Origin of the sequence: Paenibacillus sp. MABNR03 (assembly GCF_050455445.1) — a bacterium.
In the GTDB taxonomy this organism is placed as follows: Bacteria; Bacillota; Bacilli; order Paenibacillales; family Paenibacillaceae; genus Paenibacillus; species Paenibacillus xylanilyticus.
Genome location: NZ_JBCIYR010000001.1, coordinates 877450 through 896680, shown reverse-complemented (window position 1 = coordinate 896680; position 19231 = coordinate 877450). Strand labels below are relative to the sequence as shown.

General features: G+C 44.3%; 18 protein-coding genes. 3 read left to right on the top strand and 15 right to left on the bottom strand.

The window, feature by feature from the left end:
- Positions 1 to 38: 38 nt before the first annotated feature.
- From AAIH57_RS03855 to AAIH57_RS03840, 4 genes are all read right to left on the bottom strand, one after another.
- Positions 39 to 731 carry a response regulator transcription factor gene (locus AAIH57_RS03855; RefSeq protein WP_430020597.1) on the bottom strand — a complete coding sequence of 231 codons (693 nt, stop codon included), beginning with the start codon at positions 729 to 731 and terminating at the stop codon, positions 39 to 41.
- The gene (locus tag AAIH57_RS03850; RefSeq protein ID WP_175394359.1) at positions 724 to 2208 is read right to left on the bottom strand and encodes a sensor histidine kinase; all 1485 of its coding nucleotides are present in this window, start codon (positions 2206 to 2208) and stop codon (positions 724 to 726) included. The genes AAIH57_RS03855 and AAIH57_RS03850 overlap by 8 nt, the downstream gene beginning before the upstream one ends.
- Before the next feature lie 242 nt (positions 2209 to 2450).
- Positions 2451 to 3017, bottom strand: a complete 567-nt coding sequence (locus AAIH57_RS03845) for a sugar O-acetyltransferase (RefSeq protein ID WP_430020596.1) — start codon at positions 3015 to 3017, stop codon at positions 2451 to 2453.
- A gap of 40 nt (positions 3018 to 3057) precedes the next feature.
- Positions 3058 to 4101, bottom strand: coding sequence for an ROK family protein (locus AAIH57_RS03840; protein WP_175394357.1), 1044 nt, complete (start codon positions 4099 to 4101; stop codon positions 3058 to 3060).
- Positions 4102 to 4333: 232 nt separating this feature from the next.
- Here AAIH57_RS03840 and AAIH57_RS03835 point away from each other — a divergent pair, with 232 nt between their 5' ends.
- Positions 4334 to 4945, top strand: coding sequence for a TetR/AcrR family transcriptional regulator (locus AAIH57_RS03835; RefSeq protein WP_246310749.1), 612 nt, complete (start codon positions 4334 to 4336; stop codon positions 4943 to 4945).
- A 33-nt stretch (positions 4946 to 4978) separates the two neighbouring features.
- Positions 4979 to 7294: an MMPL family transporter gene (locus tag AAIH57_RS03830; RefSeq protein WP_175394356.1), complete on the top strand. Its 2316-nt coding sequence runs from the start codon at positions 4979 to 4981 to the stop codon at positions 7292 to 7294.
- A gap of 191 nt (positions 7295 to 7485) precedes the next feature.
- On the opposite strand, the gene AAIH57_RS03825 is transcribed toward AAIH57_RS03830, so the two are convergent.
- Together AAIH57_RS03825 and AAIH57_RS03820 are read right to left on the bottom strand one after the other, a co-directional pair.
- Entirely contained in the window at positions 7486 to 7959 is a 474-nt protein-coding gene (locus tag AAIH57_RS03825; RefSeq protein ID WP_175394355.1) for a GNAT family N-acetyltransferase, read from the bottom strand.
- A gap of 208 nt (positions 7960 to 8167) precedes the next feature.
- Positions 8168 to 8374, bottom strand: coding sequence for a DUF6366 family protein (locus AAIH57_RS03820; RefSeq protein ID WP_312884201.1), 207 nt, complete (start codon positions 8372 to 8374; stop codon positions 8168 to 8170).
- A gap of 225 nt (positions 8375 to 8599) precedes the next feature.
- On the opposite strand from AAIH57_RS03820, the gene metE reads away from it, so the two are divergent.
- Positions 8600 to 10894: a 5-methyltetrahydropteroyltriglutamate--homocysteine S-methyltransferase gene (gene metE / locus AAIH57_RS03815; protein ID WP_430020595.1), complete on the top strand. Its 2295-nt coding sequence runs from the start codon at positions 8600 to 8602 to the stop codon at positions 10892 to 10894.
- Positions 10895 to 10980: 86 nt separating this feature from the next.
- On the opposite strand, the gene AAIH57_RS03810 is transcribed toward metE, so the two are convergent.
- From AAIH57_RS03810 to bamE, 9 genes are all read right to left on the bottom strand, one after another.
- Entirely contained in the window at positions 10981 to 11817 is an 837-nt protein-coding gene (locus AAIH57_RS03810) for an alpha/beta fold hydrolase (RefSeq protein ID WP_175394353.1), read from the bottom strand.
- Between the two features lie 235 nt (positions 11818 to 12052).
- Complete coding sequence (locus AAIH57_RS03805; protein ID WP_430020594.1) at positions 12053 to 13135, bottom strand: YhgE/Pip domain-containing protein; 1083 nt, start codon at positions 13133 to 13135, stop codon at positions 12053 to 12055.
- A 98-nt stretch (positions 13136 to 13233) separates the two neighbouring features.
- Positions 13234 to 13665 (bottom strand): MarR family winged helix-turn-helix transcriptional regulator, encoded by a 432-nt coding sequence (locus tag AAIH57_RS03800; protein WP_175394351.1) that lies wholly within the window; start codon positions 13663 to 13665, stop codon positions 13234 to 13236.
- A 192-nt stretch (positions 13666 to 13857) separates the two neighbouring features.
- Positions 13858 to 14532 (bottom strand): bacillithiol biosynthesis deacetylase BshB2, encoded by a 675-nt coding sequence (gene bshB2 / locus AAIH57_RS03795; RefSeq protein ID WP_175394350.1) that lies wholly within the window; start codon positions 14530 to 14532, stop codon positions 13858 to 13860.
- 23 nt (positions 14533 to 14555) lie between these two features.
- Positions 14556 to 14900 carry a YojF family protein gene (locus AAIH57_RS03790; RefSeq protein ID WP_430020593.1) on the bottom strand — a complete coding sequence of 115 codons (345 nt, stop codon included), beginning with the start codon at positions 14898 to 14900 and terminating at the stop codon, positions 14556 to 14558.
- Positions 14901 to 15036: 136 nt separating this feature from the next.
- A complete protein-coding gene (locus AAIH57_RS03785) occupies positions 15037 to 16422 on the bottom strand; it encodes an ATP-binding protein (RefSeq protein WP_430020592.1) in 1386 nt (461 codons plus the stop codon).
- 203 nt (positions 16423 to 16625) lie between these two features.
- Entirely contained in the window at positions 16626 to 17312 is a 687-nt protein-coding gene (locus AAIH57_RS03780) for a hypothetical protein (RefSeq protein ID WP_430020591.1), read from the bottom strand.
- Between the two features lie 119 nt (positions 17313 to 17431).
- Entirely contained in the window at positions 17432 to 17995 is a 564-nt protein-coding gene (locus AAIH57_RS03775; protein ID WP_430020590.1) for a hypothetical protein, read from the bottom strand.
- 182 nt (positions 17996 to 18177) lie between these two features.
- Positions 18178 to 18945 (bottom strand): outer membrane protein assembly factor BamE domain-containing protein, encoded by a 768-nt coding sequence (gene bamE / locus AAIH57_RS03770; RefSeq protein ID WP_430020589.1) that lies wholly within the window; start codon positions 18943 to 18945, stop codon positions 18178 to 18180.
- Between the last annotated feature and the right edge of the window lie 286 nt (positions 18946 to 19231).

Genomic DNA, 19231 nt, shown 5'->3' with positions numbered 1-19231 from the left:
TTAACAAATTATAAACTGAATCTAATTTTTCTCGAAACTTATACGGTGAACCGGTAGCCCGCGCCCCAGACGGTTTCAATGTAATCCGGATTTTTGGGATCCGCCTCCAGCTTCCCACGCAGTTTGCGAATATGGACCGTAACCGTTGCAATATCACCACTGGAATCCATGCCCCAAATACGCTCAAACAGATCAGATTTGCTGAATACCCGGTTGGGGTGACTCGCAAGAAATACGAGCAGATCGAATTCCTTGGTTGTAATCGCCACCTCTTCTCCATTGGCAAAAACGCGGCGTGATCCCTTGTCGATGTGAAGACCGCGAATGTGGATTTCATCCTGCTCAGCTGGTTTGCTTTTGCCGAGGAGTCTCTCATATCGGGTCAAATGAGCCTTTGCTCTTGCAACCAACTCGCTTGGGCTGAACGGTTTAGTGATAAAATCATCGACGCCCAAATTGAAAGTCCTGATCTTATCGATCTCTTCCTTTTTCGCGGAGACGACAAGGATCGGCACCTCCTTCACCTCGCGAATGCGCCTGCACAATTCAAAACCGTCCAGTCCCGGTAGCATCAGGTCCACAATGATCAGATTGTAGTTTCCCTCCAGTGCCCTCTTCAGCCCTTCATCTCCGGTATGGCAGAGGTCCACAGAAAATCCGTTGAGCTCAAAATAGTCTCGTTCCAGTTCCGCTATCGTTGTTTCGTCCTCGATGATCAAAATGTTAGTCATTGCCTCTTATCCCCTTCTCGTCCATCAGCCGTTTCAGTTTAATATAAATGATCGTACCTTCACCCTGTTTGCTTTTCGCCCAGATGAAGCCTCCGTGACCATCAATGATTTGGCGGGCTATCGCCAGTCCCAATCCACTTCCGCCTGTTGATGAATTGCGGGATTGCTCTGCCCGATAAAAGCGTTCAAATATATGAGGCAGCGCCTCTTCCGGTATTCCCTTCCCATTATCCTTAAAAGCCATCGTAATCCATTCGTCATCTGCTTGAAGCGTGATGCCGAATCGCTTGTTTTCATTTTCCATATATTTGAGTGCATTATCCACTACATTCACAACGGTGCGTTTTAATTTATCCAGATCCACAGAAGCCATGACCGGACGAGACGCCTGATTATCCCAATCCAAGGCAACTCCCTTGTCCTCCAGATCGTATCTCAGCTCTTCAATGCTGTCTTCAAGGAAATCGACGAGGTCTACCATTTTGAACAGGAACGGCTCTTGATTCAAGTCGAGCTTCGAATACAGAAACAGTTCATCCACCAACTTATCCATACTGACTGCTTTGGAGTGAATGATATTGACGTATGTCTCCATTTTCTCGGGCGTGTTGGCTACTCCATCACGAATGCCCTCGATATAGCCTTTAATATTGGTGATCGGTGTGCGAAGGTCATGCGAAATGTTGGAAATCAGTTCTCTGCGGTTCACTTCGTCTTGCTGCCGTAACGCATTCGAGCGCTGCAGCTGATTCCGCATGCTTTCAAAAGCCTCGCTGAGCTGTCCAACCTCGTCGTTGGAATTGAGCTGAAGCTTAAAGGATAGATTCCCATCCTTAATATGTTCGGCTGAAGTCTTCAGTTGATTCAACGGCTTAATGAAGCTGCGAGTGATCCAGCGGAACAAGAGCAGGTTCGCAATGATGAGAACACCGATAAGCAGGAGTGACATCACAGGTAACAGCTTGCGCGTAAGCTCCGCAAAGGGACTTCTCTCGCGAATGACGAAGATACTTCCCCGTTCTCCATCTGAATACTGAAAATCAAATTTCGCATACGCATAGAAACGTTCACTAATGTTGAACGTGCTCCGAATCTGATAATTGTTAAGATCATAGGCAGGCAGTGCCTGCTTCAGCTCAGGCTGGTTGAAGGTCAGCGATTCGAAGATCTGGCTATTCTCCCGTCTGACGTAAAGCCCTGACTTCTCGGCTCGAAGCTTCATATCGTACTCACGCAGCAAAACCTTGTTTTGCAGCTCGTCGGGATCATTTTTGGCCAAAAACTTCATCTCTTGAAAAATCGCCTCTCCCTGCTCAGTCAGTGGATTGATCTGATAATGTACCTTGTAAATATCGCGAAAACTCTGCAGATCCCCTGTGGCCGCAATCGTATACAGACTTGCCGTAAGCAGGATGAACAGCAGACTTATAACGAGCATGCCCGTGAAGGACAGCAGCATTTTTATTCGAATTGACATGGGTTCCCCTTCTTAAGATGCTATAGGATTAGTTAGTGCACATGTTAACACAAGATCGATCCCATTGCCCATATGTAAAAAAGAGTGCCCGCATTCGCAAGACGATTCGTTATGTTTGTAACCAAGTTAGTTCTTCAATTAAAAGAAAACACCCATATTCAGGAACAAACCTGGTACGGGTGTTTTGAACGTTTTTTTGAAAACATCGGATTCACTGGCGTCTCGCGCTGCTACGAAAAATTTTAATGTGAGACTTCGATTTCCTTAAGTACCTTCGCTGGATTACCTCCAACAACCATGTTGTCCGCAACATCCTTCGTTACCACAGCTCCGGATGCAATGACGACATTGTTCCCGATGGTCACTCCTGGATTGATAATGGCTCTTCCGCCTACCCAAACATTATTACCGATCGTTACCGGTTTACCATATTCGGGACCTTTATTTCTTTCAAAAGGGTCGATCGGGTGTGTGGCCGTATAGATATGAACACCTGGTCCAAACATGCAGTGACTGCCTATCCGCACCTCACAAACATCCAAAATGGTACAATCAAAATTGGTATAGAAGTGGTCGCCCACATGGATATTGTAACCGTAATCGAACCGGATGTTGGGTTCCATGCCTATATGCTCCCCCGTTGATCCCAACAATTTCTTCAAAATATCTGTCCTGAGTTCCTCATCCGTTTCGGTACTCTGATTAAACATGCGTGTCATTCGCCTAGCATATGCACGATCACGCGTCAATTCAGGGTCCCAGGCCATATAAAGTTCTCCATCCAGCATCTTCTGTTTTTCCGTTTTCATCGTATGTTTCACATTCCTCTCTATTTTCTAATCATCTACGTTACCTCCGCTTTTCCACCAATTCCAGCGCATAGGAGAGGCTTTCCAGCGTCATCGTAATTAATCCGTACATATAATCCTCATCTGGTTCGTCCAACAGTCTGAACTGTGGCATATGCATCTCTGGTATGTACTTCTGGCATTCATTGCGGATAATATCCACATCTGCTGGCTGTACCAGACTGCCCGTTAATGCAAGTGTTTCCGGGTTCATAACAACAATCAGGCTCGAAATCGCACGGGCCGCTAGCGGATGAAAGGTATCTCGATTATGGAGCTGCCTGAACTGTTCATCCGGGGTCAACCCTAACGGTAAAAAGGCGATCTCTCCGGCAAACCGGGTATTCCCCCTGTGTATGTGTCCATCAATCATGATGCCTGCACCTGGAAAAGAGCCCTCAATGAATGTGGCAACGACAATGGACTTCTCATCTTCGTATTCCTGCTTCTGATACAGTCCGTAAACGGTTAAGTTCATGTCGTTTTCTACAATAACCTCAACACCATGTTTTTCTCGTATGGAGGCAGCGAGCGGAACATGAACCAGGTTTGGGATATCCGACACATTGATGACTCCTTGATGAACCGCCCCTGGAACACCAATACCCACAGCTCGGATATGCGGATAATTCTCTATAAGCCGATCAATCAGCTGATAGATGAATGCTTCATTCATTTGCTCTATTTCCGTCATCTCGCACCCTTTTTCCACCGTCTCTCCTGCCAGATTAACAACGGCATAGGAGATGGAGTGGTGATCGATTCCAGCCTTGACCATAAGACAAACGATATAGGAATAGTTTTCGTTATATTTATAAATCTGAGCAGGCCGACCTCCACTCGATTCCTCCAAATCGAGCTCTACGAGTTCACCCGCATCCAGCAGATCGAGCAATATGCTGCGGCAGGTCGCGACACTCAAGCCTGTTGCCTGCGCCACCATGGACTTGGTACCTTGTTTCATCGTTTTTAACGTTTGCCGCACCAATTCCTGGTTCATTTTCTTAACTCGCATCGTGTTATTTGTAATAGGCCCCTTCGTCATTATTTCACCTCCAATCACTTATGAAAATACTTTCGTTAAGTATTAACATAATTGATTTTTTCAGTCCTGTCCACACATTTAATCATTGGGACATCGTACAAAACATGACAATTCTATGAATCAAAATTCCTTAAGAACAAAATTTCCCTTTGGGTAAAATTGCACATTGGGCAACGAGTTGATATGATAGATGTATTCTTTAACTCATTGAATGAACTGGAGGTGAGACCAATTGAAACAAAGTTTACGTGCCATTAAGAAAGAAGCCACTGCAAGTGCTCTGTCTGAAGCTGCATTCCAATTAGCATTAGAGCATGGAATGGACGGATTTGTAGTTGAGGATGTCGTGCAGCGTGCCGGATACTCGCGAAGAACGTTTGCGAACCACTTCTCCTGCAAGGAAGAAGCTGTGGTTATGGCAGGCGAACATTTTCACAGGATGGACGAATACTTCGAAATGATCAGTAACCTCCCCGAAGATACAACTCCGCTTGAGGTCATGTATCAGTTCATCAAGATGCAACTGACTGAAGAAGTTCTTCGTCGAATTCATCAGATTTTGGAGTTGTCCAAGTCTTATCCGAGCTTAATGCCTCACACACTTACCCTGTTAAACCGCCTGCAAAATGGAGCTAAAATGATGTTAAGTGAATTGTTCGGAGACCGCTACCCGGCTGGTTATAATCACTTTCTTGCAGGAGCTGTTTGTGCAGCAATCATCCCTATGCTGGATGGCAGTGTCCACGTACAACTACCCGGACTCTCTTCAGAAGAAAAGGAAGAATCTATTTCATTCGATGAGTACATAGATTCGATGTTTAAGTATTTGCGAGATGGATTTTAGAACAACAGAGATAAAAGGAGAGAAATCAATTCGATGTCTAAATTACTCTACAGGCTGGGGAAAACGGCTTACGACAAACCGTGGTATTTCATTATTGGTTGGATTTTGGTGCTCGGCATTGTAGGCACTGCGCTTGGCATGAACGGTGTGCATGTCTCCTCGGACATTAAACTCGAAGGAACAGCATCCCAGAACGTTCTGGACAAATTGGAAAAAGAACTACCTGAAGCCTCTGGCGGCCAGGGAAGTGTGATATTTAATATTCCTGAAGGCGAGCGGCTGGATACGCCGGAGAATCTGGCAGCTATCAGTAAGGCAGTAAGCGAGGTCTATAAAAACGATTATGTAATTAATCCTGCCGAGTTAGCTGCTGCAAGTGGCGCTGATGCCGCAGCCATGCAAGAACAGGCCAGTCAAAGTGCGGCTGCAGCCAGCCAAGCGAGTGCGGATCCAAGCAACCTGCCTCCTTATGGCCCCTTGATGATTGATGGAATGCCTGTACCCGGGGTGTTGATCTCAAACGCTGGGGATGTTGCTCTATTCCAATTTCAATTCACCGTACAACAAAACTCCCTGCCAAAAGGTGTCACGGATTCAATAGTGAATGCCGTAAGCGAAGCTGAACAAGGTACAAACATCACGGTATTACCTAGTGATTCCTTAAAAGAAGTGGGTATTCCGATCGGAACCAACGAAATCTACGGTTTGGTTATTGCGGCAATTGTGTTGTTCATGACGCTTGGTTCTGTCGTTGCCGCAGGTTTGCCGATTGTCATTGCCCTCTTTGGAGTGGCGGCTGGTGTTGGTGGCGCATTTGCCGTATCCAGTTTCGTAACGATGACATCCTTTACACCTGTTTTGGCACTCATGATCGGACTTGCAGTTGGTATTGACTATGCATTATTCATCGTCAATCGTCAGCGGAGACTAATTTTTGACCAAAACCTGAATGCACGCGAGGCAGCCAGCAGAGCGGTCGGCACTGCAGGTAGTGCCGTGTTCTTTGCAGGATTAACGGTTATCATTGCGCTTTGTGGAATGCTGGTTATTGGTATCACCTTCCTGAGCATGATGGCCATTGTTGCATCAGTTACCGTACTCTTCAGCGTACTTATCGCCCTAACTCTTCTCCCGGCATTGCTGGGTCTTCTGGGTGAGCGCATCTGCTCTCGTAAAGCAAGGGAGAAGAATCAGTCCAAAGCACACAAAAAATCAAACGGATTTGCGAACCGCTGGATCTCTGGTGTTGTGAAATTCCGTTGGCTTGTGATTGTAGGCGTCATTGTTATTCTGGGAACTGCTGCAATCCCGGTTGCCAAAATGGAACTGGGTATGCCTTCAGGTGCTACTGCCAACCTGGACACTACAGCACGTCAAAGTTATGATGCCATTACAAAAGGTTTCGGTGAAGGATTCAATGGTCCCCTGCTCATTGTCGCCGAACCAACAGATGCTTCCAAGACCGTCTCCCTGCAAACATTGGGCAGTATCGCACAAGATCTGCAACAATTTGAGCATGTCTCTGTCGTGACACCTGCCGGTGTGAGTGAAGATGGCAAAATGGCGATTTTGAGTCTTATTCCGGATTCAGGTCCAACAGACTCAGCAACCAAGCAGCTTGTTGAAGAATTGCGTTCCCCGGACTCTTCCATTGCGGTTAATCACGACATGAAACTTGGCGTTACCGGACTGACAGCGGTCAACATTGACATGTCTGCCAAACTGGCTGAAGTTTTCCCGGTATATATCGGAATCATTGTTGTTCTATCCCTAATCATTCTTCTTTTGGTCTTCCGGTCCATCCTCGTTCCAATCAAGGCAACGATAGGGTTTTTGCTTAGTATTCTGGCCACGTTCGGTCTGACCACTGCCGTATTCCAATGGGGATGGGCGAAGGCATTGTTCGATTTCGATACGGGTGGTCCTCTGCTTAGCTTTATTCCAATCATGGTTACAGGGATTCTCTACGGCTTGGCCATGGATTATCAGGTCTTCCTGGTATCCTCGATGAGGGAATCTTATGTACACGGTCATCGTGGTAATCAAAGTGTTATGAATGGTTATCAGATGGCAAGCCGAGTTGTGGTTGCAGCTGCCATTATCATGGTGTCCGTATTTGCAGGATTCATTTTCACACATGATATTATGATCAAGCAGATTGGCTTCGCCTTGGCCCTAGGGATTCTGATTGATGCATTTATTGTTCGGATGGCACTGGTTCCAGCTGTAATGTCTCTCTTTGGAGATAAGTCCTGGTGGCTGCCAAAATGGCTGGATCGCTTACTTCCTAACCTTGATGTTGAAGGCGACAAGCTCATTGCTGAACTCAATGCCAAAGAAAAACAGTAAGGTAATTCTGACGAAAATTGTATTTAGCCTCTGTCAACATTTAGGTTAACCTGATTTTTTTTAATCCAATCAATTGTGTTAACTAACCATAATCAATCAAACAAAAGCACTTTCTTGGTCTCATCCTTGTCTGGCGACAGGGCTGCATGACCTTGAAGGTGCTTTGTTTATGTGGAATAGTTTGAGAGGGTTCATTTTACCCGTTCATGCACTAAGTCTTTCTGAAAAGCCAGAACCTTATCCCAGTCGCCACTGAAAATAGGGATACTGTAATATCCCACTCTTTCATAAAGTGCTGCAGCTTCCGGCTGAAGCGGCCCCGTTTGGAGCTTCAAATTGGTATAGCCAAATTCAGCAGCAAGACGCTCAGCTTCAGCTAGGATGGCTTGGGCAACTCCTTTACGACGATAAGCGGGCCTTGTGTACATGCGTTTAACCTCAACGGATTGATCATCCAGCGGCCTGATGGCCCCGCATCCCACCGGATGCCCATCCAGTCTGGCAACAATGAAAGCTGCGCGCGGCGTTTCGACGTCCGATTGCTGAAAGCCTGCGGTTCCATCTCCTCCATATAGCAGGCCAAGCTCAAGGCTTAATTCCCTGATCAACTGTTCCGAATCCTCACTGCGAACATCCTCAGCAGCCGCTCGTACGATCAACGACATTTCACAAACCCCCTTAACTTTATTGGTTTTATTGGCATTACAGTATACATATAAAGTAACACCCGTATCAGGCAGCGTCAATTGTTCCATCAATAGATCTTTTGAATAAGAGATTTTCCACAAAAAAAGCCGCCAGTTGGCGACTTGATGACCATAATCTCGTGCTGTATTGTAATGCACAGTCTAACAAGAACGAACGATAAGGACTTTATTTTAACCACATAAAAACGGTTATAATCACGACGATAACTACTCCGGTACCGATCCAACCCAAACTCCCCACCAGCTCTGACAAGTTCCCAAATTGTGCACGATCCAATCCATCCTTGAATGTGCCGACAGCATTTTCTTGAAGTTCTTCTTGTCTTAAACGCTCTCTTTTTCTTTCCGGAGTTTCTTGATCTGTGTTCATCATTATCCCTCCTATAATTCACTGTACATCAATCACACAATGATCTCCATGTATTAGTATCCGTTTATTTATCATAACATATGGAAAAGACCTCCAAAAATTATGATCAACATATCCACTTCCTTTGATATAGCCTTAAGCTATAGCTGGATATAATTTAATGGAATTACTTTATAACTTCTTTTCTGTGATAACTTTTCTGTAACACATTGAAGAGGGGTTATGATTATGACGAAAAGTAGCATATTGGGTTACCCGCGTATTGGCGCAGATCGGGAATGGAAAAAAGCACTGGAAGCATTCTGGTCAGGTAAACTGGAAGAAGCAGCGTTTCATACCCGGTTACAGGAGATCCGGCTGGCTCATTTGCGTAAACAGCAAGATCAAGGAATTGATCTTATTCCAGTCAACGACTTCAGTTATTACGACCATATCCTGGATACAGCCGTGATGTTCGGGATTGTTCCGAAGCGTTTTACATATGACGGCGGAGCTGTTCCTTTATCCGTGTATTACGGCATTGCCAGGGGAACGACGGACGCTGCAGCTAGCGAAATGACAAAATGGTTTAACACCAACTATCACTATATCGTCCCTGAACTGAATGATGTAACCCCGGTGTTTACCGAAAATAAACCCCTTATCGCTTATCGCGAAGCCAAAGAGCACCTCGGGATCGAAGGAAAGCCGGTTATTGTTGGTCCGTTGACCTTTTTGAAGCTCTCCAAGGGCTATGATAAATCCGAGACTGAAGCATGGATTGACCGCTTGCTTCCATTGTACACGCAGCTGCTTCAGGAACTTGCAGAAGAAGGTGTTCAGTGGGTGCAGATCGATGAACCCGTACTGGTCACCCAATTAAGCGAGACAGACTTACAGCTGCTGCAGAAAATATATCAGACGTTAGCAGCGGAGGTTCCCCGCTTGAACATATTGCTGCAAACCTACTTCGAATCCGTGGAGAACTATAGCGAAATCATTGCACTTCCGGTGCAAGGAATCGGACTCGATTTGGTACATGGACTCTCCGCTAATCTGCAATCCATCAAGGATTTCGGCTTCCCGGCGGATAAGGTTTTGGGAGCGGGCGTCATTGACGGCCGCGGGATCTGGAAAGCTTCACTGAAGGATAAACTGGCTCTGCTCGAAGAACTGACTGAATTCGTAACACCTGAGCGTCTATTCGTTCAGTCGTCGTGCAGCCTGCTGCATGTGCCTGTCACAACCGAACGTGAGACGAAGCTTGCGCCTGCGCTGAAGAGTTCACTCGCCTTCGCAGATGAGAAGCTAAATGAGATCGTTCTTTTGTCAAAAGCATGCACTTCCGGCAGTGCTGACCTCCTTGCCGAGATCGATAACGCAGATCAGGCACTGCTGTCTCTTCAACAATCCGAAGAGCGCAACCGCATCGATATTCAGCAGGCTGTTGCATCACTCCGTGTACAAGAACCAGAGCGCTCCCTTCCATTTGCCAAACGACATGCCGCTCAGCAGGAGAAATGGCAGCTGCCTCTTTTTCCGACAACTACGATCGGCAGTTTCCCCCAATCCGCTGAGGTACGCAAAGCACGGCAATTATGGCGCAAGGGTGAGTTGAACAACGAGCAGTATGCCAACTTTATTCGGGAGCAAATTGATACCTGGATTAAAATTCAGGAAGACATTGGTCTGGATGTTCTCGTTCACGGAGAATTTGAGCGCACAGATATGGTTGAATTCTTTGGTGAGAAGCTCGCTGGATTCGCGTTTACCCAGTATGGGTGGGTGCAATCCTACGGTTCCCGATGTGTAAAACCACCGATCATTTTTGGAGATGTGGCGTTTGTCCAGGAAATGACGGTTGAAGAAACCAAATACGCCCAGTCGCAGACTAAGCAGCCGGTAAAAGGAATGCTGACCGGACCGATTACCATTATGAACTGGTCTTTTGTCCGTGAAGACATTCCCCGTGAGCATATTGCTTACCAATTGGCATATGCGCTCAGACAGGAAGTGGAAGCCCTCGAACAGGCAGGGATTGGCATGATCCAGGTGGATGAACCTGCTGTTCGTGAAGGCCTGCCCCTCAAGGAAAATGAACAAGCCGATTATCTTGCCTGGGCAGTCAAGGCTTTCCGCATTTCCACATGCACGGTACAAGAGACAACCCAAATTCATACACATATGTGTTATTGCGAATTCCATGACATGATCGATTCAATTCAAGCGATGGACGCTGATGTGATCTCCATTGAAACTTCCCGCAGTCATGGAGAGCTGATTCACAGCTTCGAATTAAATACTTACAAACTTGGTATTGGGTTAGGGGTATACGATATCCATAGTCCGCGTATTCCAAGTGTGGAGGAAATGACAAACATGATTGACCGCGCTTTGCGTGTACTTGACCCCAACCTGTTCTGGATTAACCCGGATTGCGGACTGAAAACCCGCGGACGTGATGAAACGGTTGCTTCCTTGCGAAACATGGTTGATGCAACCAGAGTTGCCCGTGAACAATATGATACAGCCAAAGTGCTCTAATCGTTAAAAAAAGCAGGACACCCCTCTTCAGTAAGGGTGTCCTGCTTTTTTTGTATTACGTATTTTTGAGGAGAATTAATCAGTGCTTAGTCCTGCAAAAATTCGATCAATGCCGCATTAAATGCTTCAGGATGTGTCGCATTAAAGCCGTGCGGTCCACCTTCTACAACAACAAGGCGACTGCCAGGGATGGATTCATGTGTACGTTGTCCACTGACTTCAAGCGGCACAATAGCATCGGAATCGCCATGAATAACCAGCGTCGGAATATTGAATTTCTCCAGGTCTTGACGGAAATCGGTAAGAGCAAAGGCAGCAATGCAATCCAAAGTACCCTTAGGTGATGCCAGAGCAGCGATATCCCGGTTATATACGCGGAAAGGTTCGCTCACCAGATCTGTACGATCGCCTGCAGCGAAAAAGTTATTTGTAAATCCATCTAAAAAGGCTAGGCGATCTCCCTTAACCCCATTTTGGAATTCTGCAATCGTTGCATCGTCCAATCCTCCTTGAGGATTGTCTTCTGTCTTATACAGGTAAGGAGGCACAGCACCTGCAAATACCGCTTTCGAAACCCGCTCTGTTCCATATGTTCCGATATAGCGAGCCACTTCGCCGCCTCCCATGGAGAAGCCGACCAATGTAGCATCGCGCAAATCGAGGTGTGTAATCAATTTATGTAAATCAGAAGCAAATGTGTCATAGTCATAACCATCCCAAGGTTGGGAAGACTGACCAAAACCACGACGGTCATACGTGATAACACGGTAGCCCGCTTCAATCAGGGCAGGTACTTGCTTCTCCCAGGATCGTCCACTCAAAGGCCAGCCATGAATAAGGATGATGGGTTTTCCCGCGCCATGATCTTCGTAATACAGTTCAATCGGTTGTGCATTCTCTTCGCCTACATTTACTTTAGCCATGGAAAATCCCTCCGTTTAGTTAAGATCTATTAGGTTGTTACTATTCAAATGCTACATATGCAATCTATTATTGTCAATTGTACCCAAGAACTAAATAGAAACATGCTATTTTAACTCGAAGAATAGAGTTTAATTATCAGAGGAGGATCTCTCAAGCTGCAGCAAAAAAGCCGCCTGAAAGGCGACTTCTAATGCAATCTACTCGTTTACCGTAAACGTACGATTTCTAACTTGCTTAGTGGGCACTCCCTGCCGCACCGGTTGCTGGTGATTTATGCAAAGCCACGCGTGCTAATGTTATTCCCCATGTAACTGCAGCGATCAAAATAAGATTGATCACGATCGAACTTACGGATGTCCCGCTATATATCAGTCGAACATATCCCCGTACTGCGTTGGATGCGGGCAGGAAATCCCCAATGTGACGATAGAATGGTGTGAGCATTTCCGTAGCGATAATGTTACCTGCTGTCATGAGCTGGAAAGGAATCATGGCCACGTTAAAGAGTGCACCCAAACCTCCAAATAGTACAAAAGACATTTGTGTCAGACACACGCAGGCGATGTATACGAGAATATGGAATCCCCACATTTCCCAGAAGGAAGCGACAGGTGTGACAAACAACATAGCTACACTTGTAATAATTAGAGGAGCTACGATACATACGATTAATAACAGAAGCTGTCTTGCCCAGAAAATGTTCCATCGATCGTACTTGCGGCTAAGCATCATGGTCGACAGATTTAATTGAATATTCATGGTCATGACTGCGATATAGGTGATAAAACCGAGGATCATGGGCAGCATGCTGAGTGCAAAATTGGTGATATTATTGGTCTTAACCACATTTGTTGTTACTACTTCTTTTTGAACGATCCCCGATAGCTGAGCACCTACACTGGTAGATATGCCTTCAGCTGAGCCCTCCAATATGGATCTGGAAACATCCGAAGCGGCCTGGTTGACATAATACGTTAACTCCCCTTCGCCTTTGTTCATGTTGGCAGCGAACTGAGCAGGAATGCTTACGATCATGCCGATATCCCCATCATTCATCACTTGCTGTGCTTTTTCCAGAGTTGAGTAATTCTCTGTCTTATAAGGCACACTTTCCTTGATCATTTTTTCGATACTTTGTCCCTTGGCTCCATCGGAATTAACGATCCCTATACTAAGTTGATCTACACGTTCTGTCGCTCCGTTGTATCCTGTTAACCATACAATGGTAAATAGTAATGGAACGACAAACGCAAAGACCAATCCGATCTTGGTTTGAAGAATCTTAAAGAAATCTTTTAATACTGAAAAAACGGTCATGAATTTCTCTCCTTCTTGGATATGCTCCGGGTACTAATTAATAGGCTAGCATATAATAGGCTGTGCATGTATTTCGGCAAAAAAAGTCAGCTGACGGATCAGCTGGAGATCATTTTATAGATTTTGTTAAGCAGAATGGCAAGTTGATCTGCCCCTTCAGGGGTAATTAATTCAATCAACGATTGATCCAAATCATTCATTAGCGGGAGAACCCGTAAATAAAGTTCTTTCCCTTGCTCGGAAAGCCGCAGCAGGATTGCTCGCCGATCAACAGGATCTGTACTTCGAATGATAAGATCCTTCAGTTCCAACCGCTCCAGTGTTTTGCCCACACTCGTTTGATCTTTACCGTGCAGTTCGGATAACTTCTTTTGAGTAATGCCTTCGTTCTTATACAGCGATGCCAGTACACCAAATTGTTCGGGTGTTATACCGTAATCCTGCAGCAAATGAGTGACTCTTTTTTTGTGAACAAAGTATGTTCTGGATAGTAACAAACCGATGGCATCATTCTCTTGATGAGGTGACATTAGGTTAAACCCTCCCCGAAATACTAGCATAGCCTATTAATATTCTTTATGAAGAATATCTTTAATTTTAAACTTTGTCAATCTTTAGTTTCTTCCGGGCCGAACAGCTTCGTGTGAAAAATACATACAAAAGCCGCCATACAGGCGGCTGAGTGCATATCTATTTCGCAAATCCCTTATTGTAAACTCTGATTACTCGAATCGATAGGTCCAGAATGTTTCTTTGCCGAATCTGTTCTGAATTTCTTTATCACTCAGTTTTTTGTTACCGACTAGCTCCGCAGCCTGAAACTGCGATCGGTGCGCTTGAATGGATCCCATTTTTTGTTCCAAAAATTCAGTTACATCAACGATCACATCTGCTTTCCCGATGGCTTGCTCATGGTTTTTGGAGAACGCGACGCAATAAACGTTTGGACGCTTCTCTGCCGGGATTCGGGAAATTGTCCGGATGACGGCGGCTCCGGTAGCATCGTGATCCGGATGAACGCTATAACCTGGATAGAATGTAATCACCAGAGTCGGATTAAGTTCCTCAAGCAATGTCATAATTCGAGTGTCAAGCAGGTATGGATCTTCAAACTCGATCATTTTATCGTGAAAACCGAGCATTCTCAAATCCTGAATTCCAATGGCCTGAGCGGACTCTTCCAATTCCTTCTTGCGGATCGCTGGCAGAGTGACCCTATTGGCAAACGGCGGAATGCCCATATTGCGACCCATTTCTCCCAACGTCAAACAGGCATAGGTGACGAAGGCGCCACCATCTATGTATTTGGCCAACGTTCCGGCAACGGAAAAGGCTTCGTCGTCAGGATGGGGATACACAACTAAAATACGTTCATTTTTGTATGTTTTATTTTCCATGCTGTTTCTATCCTCCGCTTTCATCAGAAACTCTCCCGACTCAATTGAAATGCGACAACCAACTTGCCTTGACTATCGTGGCCAGCCAGAATTAATCGTTCCTTCTCATTTTCGTCGATGTGTGTAAGGCCTTCTGCATAAACCCAGCCTGCGGTAGTCTTTAAACCCACTCGGTATGGGTTCGTACCGGAGATGGATCCCTGTGTATATCGTATGGTGGCATTCGAAATAAAGGCCGACGCCGGGTGACGAGTGCTGTCGAAATGATTCGCGTATGCACCTGTGGTCATTTCGAGGTGTAAGTATAGATCCTGATCAATTAGGGCATTGATCCGGGCTTGGACATCTTGAGGTTGTATAAGTTGCATAGTAATCTCCTTATGGTCTAAAGATCTAAAATACTAACTCCATCTTAACATATGTCAGGGGAGAAAGAACAATTAGTGAGTACATGCCCACTTTATTATGAATAGTTTCTTTTCATGAGTAAAACTGCTGCATGCTTCATATCGTGTAGGAATCGAATTCCGCTGTAAATGAAATTGCCGTCCCATTTGCAGTCCTATCCTCCGGTTCAATGGCAATCATCCCGTTCATCAGTTGTACAATTCGACTGCAAATCGCTAGCCCCAGCCCTGTACCTTCGGTCCGGCGAGTAATGCTGTTATCAACCCGGTAAAACGGATGGAATAACTGACTTCGTTTCTCCATAGGTATCCCGATCCCTGTATCCTTTACCGTAATTTGAAGCCGAATCTTGCTCTGATCGCTTGAGAGAAGTTTTGCCACTACGTTAATGCTTCCTTCATTCGTGAATTTCAATGCGTTTCCCAGCAAATTAAGAATGACTTGTCTGAATCGTCCGTCATCTCCAATTAAAATCTCTGGAATATCGGTATCAATGAACACGTTTACTTGAAGTTTCTTATTTAAAATACCTGCATGAAGAATTTCCAGCGTCTCTGATATGGCTTCCTTGACACTAAATGCCTCCTTCAACAACTGCTCATGGTTGGAGTCCAATTTACTATAGTCCAGGATGTCATTAACAATTCTCAGCAAGGACTTTCCGCTTTTTTGAAGAGTGGCGACATACTCCTTCTGTTTGTGACTCAGATCAGTCGCCGCTAACAATTCCGTTATACCCATGACCCCATTCATAGGTGTCCGGATCTCGTGATTCATCGTAGTTATAAACTCATTCTTAACCTGGTTGGCCAATTCCACTGCTTCTTTTTCAATTAGAAGGTGCTTTTGTTCATTCAGCAGCCTCCTTTGTACCGATAATGATGGAAATACCACGTCTTCCGAAGCTTGATGACTATAAAGAGGTGACTTAACAAACTCCAAATCTGTCATCATATACTCATGTTCCCTCATCATTTTGAGCTGCAAGGAAGAAGAAATGGTGGCTGCGTTATAAGCACATACGGATACCATCCCAAACTCCTGCACTACACCACATGTTTGCCGCTCGTAATCAATCAGATTATCTTGGATCTTTGCTTCACTATGCTCTCCCCACGTCATTACATTGGCCCAGGTGCGGATGGACTCGTTCTTTTTTTGAACCGATCCCATCAAATCTTGAAAATGAGTTAATATGTGCTGAAAGTCAAAATCTCCCCGCGATCCATAATACTCCACATTGTTTGCATAATGCAGATAACGAAGTTGATCATTTGATATAACCTCAGTTAGCCTTTTCATAATTTCATCATAAGTGGTAACTTGCTCTATCAGTAATATGTGATGACCGTGGTCAATACCCGTTATGATATAAGATACAGCATTATCAACATAACGATCGAAATCCTCGAACAAGTAAATAATATGTCCTCCGTCCGTGACACTGGTCAACGAATTTAACGGTACTGCTTGTTTGTTCATATAAGGACTCCTTGAATATTTCTTATTTTCTACTATAGATGATAAGGATTCATACGTCACACTATATTATATAAACCATTTGAGTTGATCCTGAGCATAGATAACGTAAAAAAGCCGCCAATAGGCGACCTTTTAGTTAATTCATTATTGTATCTGATTGATTTCAGGAGATCGGAACTAGCACCCCATTAACAAATGTCAGGTTATTCTCTAAATTCACGCTTTATTTCCACCAGTTTCTCTAAATGAGGTTTAATCTCTCTCAGGGTAAAATCTTTAATCTGTTCTGTACTCGCGAAATCTCCCCACTCCATATTGTAAACGGCCCTATCCTTGAAAGATTGCAGTGTTTCATCCAATGACCTTAACTCATTGGCAATGGATGCAAGCATACGTTTAGTATCCTGGGGAATTAATTTGGGTTGGTCTTTCCAGTAGTTATAGCTAACCTCGTACATTGTCATGAATATATCAGCTTGCAAGGCAAGCATAAACATATCCTCCTGGTTTTTAGAAGTCATCACGGTGTGATTCGCCATAAACCGGGGATCCGAATCGGATACGTAACTATCACTAAATTCAATAAGCGTTGCAAGATATTGATCGGCTTCTTTCGATTGAGTCTTGGCCAGCTCGATGAGCTTTTGGACTTTAACAGGATCTTCCTGATCACTCACCTTACTGATTTTCTCTATGGTTTCAGCCAGAGGAATATACGAATGTCCCTGTCTCAAAAGTGTTAAGAAACCCCTATTATTTTTGACTTGGTAAAGCTCCTTTAAGTTGTCCGTCTGTTCTTTCGCAGTATTGTATCGATAGTTAAAGAACCCGATAATGAATAGGAGAATTGCTGCAAAAAGCCAGAGCTGCTTGGGGATCTTCTTATTCAAATGATCATCTGCCGTTCCTTGAGGGATTATATGCCAGGAGTAACGTATAATAATTGGCATATCTGAGCATTGTAGCATACCACCAACTCAACGAATACAGGAGAACATTTCCAAATCATTTAACTGGATGTTCTTCTCTTTCCAATAAACCATCCCGAAATACCAAACAAAAGAATCCCAACAAACACGAGAATTTTTTGGGACGGATCGAAATTAAAATATGAAGTAAGTGAATTTTGTACGGCGCGTATTACAATAACCAATAAATAAGTAATGATCCATCCAAAAATGGTTCCAAGCAGTGTCCAGTTTAGGACTTGATCCGATCGACTAGGCTTTACTAGAAAATAGCATGCAACGGTCGCAATTAAAGGCAGATAATAATAAATCGATAACGGAGATAACTCCATGAGCACACTAAACAACCATAAACCGATGATCCCTCCATATATGAGGCCCTGAAGATTCATCTTTTTATAGAAAATGATGTACAGCCCGAAGAATAAGAGAATAAGTACCGGCAAAACAATCAGGCTGGAAAGAAAGATTCGCAGACCTGGAAAGATGCCTGGTCCTTCATCCGGAAGTGTCCCTATATAAAAAATGTTAATTAAAGGTATGGCGAATAAATAGAGTGCAAGGACAGTAATTATACTTCCGAGCAACGAATAAACCATTTTCATGATGAGATTCCTCCCTTTGAGACATGGTATAACCATAAGGTAACCACGAACTTAAAGACTTAATTACGACTGCAAATCTTGCAAAAGCTGCTGGCTGCCTTCCTCATAGAACGACACTTGCTATACAAAAACAACCCTGACAACAAGGTTGTCAGGATTAGCAATACTCGTCCATTTTTTGATTACTTATCATTCATTGTAACGACCAGAGTTCTCGGTAATCCATTCTTAATGGTGATCGAGTAAGGACCTTCCTTAAAGTCAAAGCTTTTACTTTCCAACGTCTCCAAATCGACATCCTTATAGCTTGTTAAGATTTGATTCGTGGTTTCCTCACTAATATCCAATGCGTGTAAAACAAGAACCGGATACTCAAGGTCAGAGCCAATATAGTAAATCTCGTTTAAAGCTCCATTTTCTTCGATTTCAAAATGAATCATGTTCGTGTACTGATTGTTATCATTAATCATTGCAGGATCGGATACCGTAATAATAGTGCCTTGTCCGTCGTAAAAGGTTGTTCTTTTAAAATCCAAACCTTCCGTTGAGATGGGCTGAAGGAAATCCAGGTCTTTATTTTGGCTGACAAGTTGGTTAAATTCCGTTATGAAATCCCGCAGTTCTCCTTCCGGAGTGTACTTTTTCTCCTCTGCCTTTGGCGCTTCAAACAATTTTTTCTGAGATTTGAACAAAACCTGATTCTCTTTTGAAAATTCGATTCGTACCGTGGCATCACGTTCAATTCCATCTTGACCGTTATAGATCCATACATCATAAGGATTATTTGTTTCTTTCTCGGCAGGTGCCCCTGCCAGTTGTTCAACCTCCGATTTGCTCATTCCCTCCTGGATTTGCTTGTAAACCTCCGGGGTCAATCCGTTTTTACCACCGCAGGCAGCTAGCAATGACAGAAGCAAGACCGAGACCCATGTGTAATTCCATTTCTTCAAAGCTAATCTTCCTCTCTCCTATGTAGTGGACACGACAAGAAACAAGCCGCATCCGGCAGCTTTCACGGTTGAAAGCAAGGCCTTCATTGTCTGGTTGACTAATTATCTTCAAATCCTTATTTTCTCTTATGAAGCAACTTTTGTATATAGATATAAACCAATTTAGGTATTTTGACACGTGTATGACTACACTAAAACAAGAAGAGATTAACTATATAATTTCTCTTTTTTCATCTCGTTTGTCTCTGTATGATTAACGGTAGCTCTACATATGTTCACGTATAAG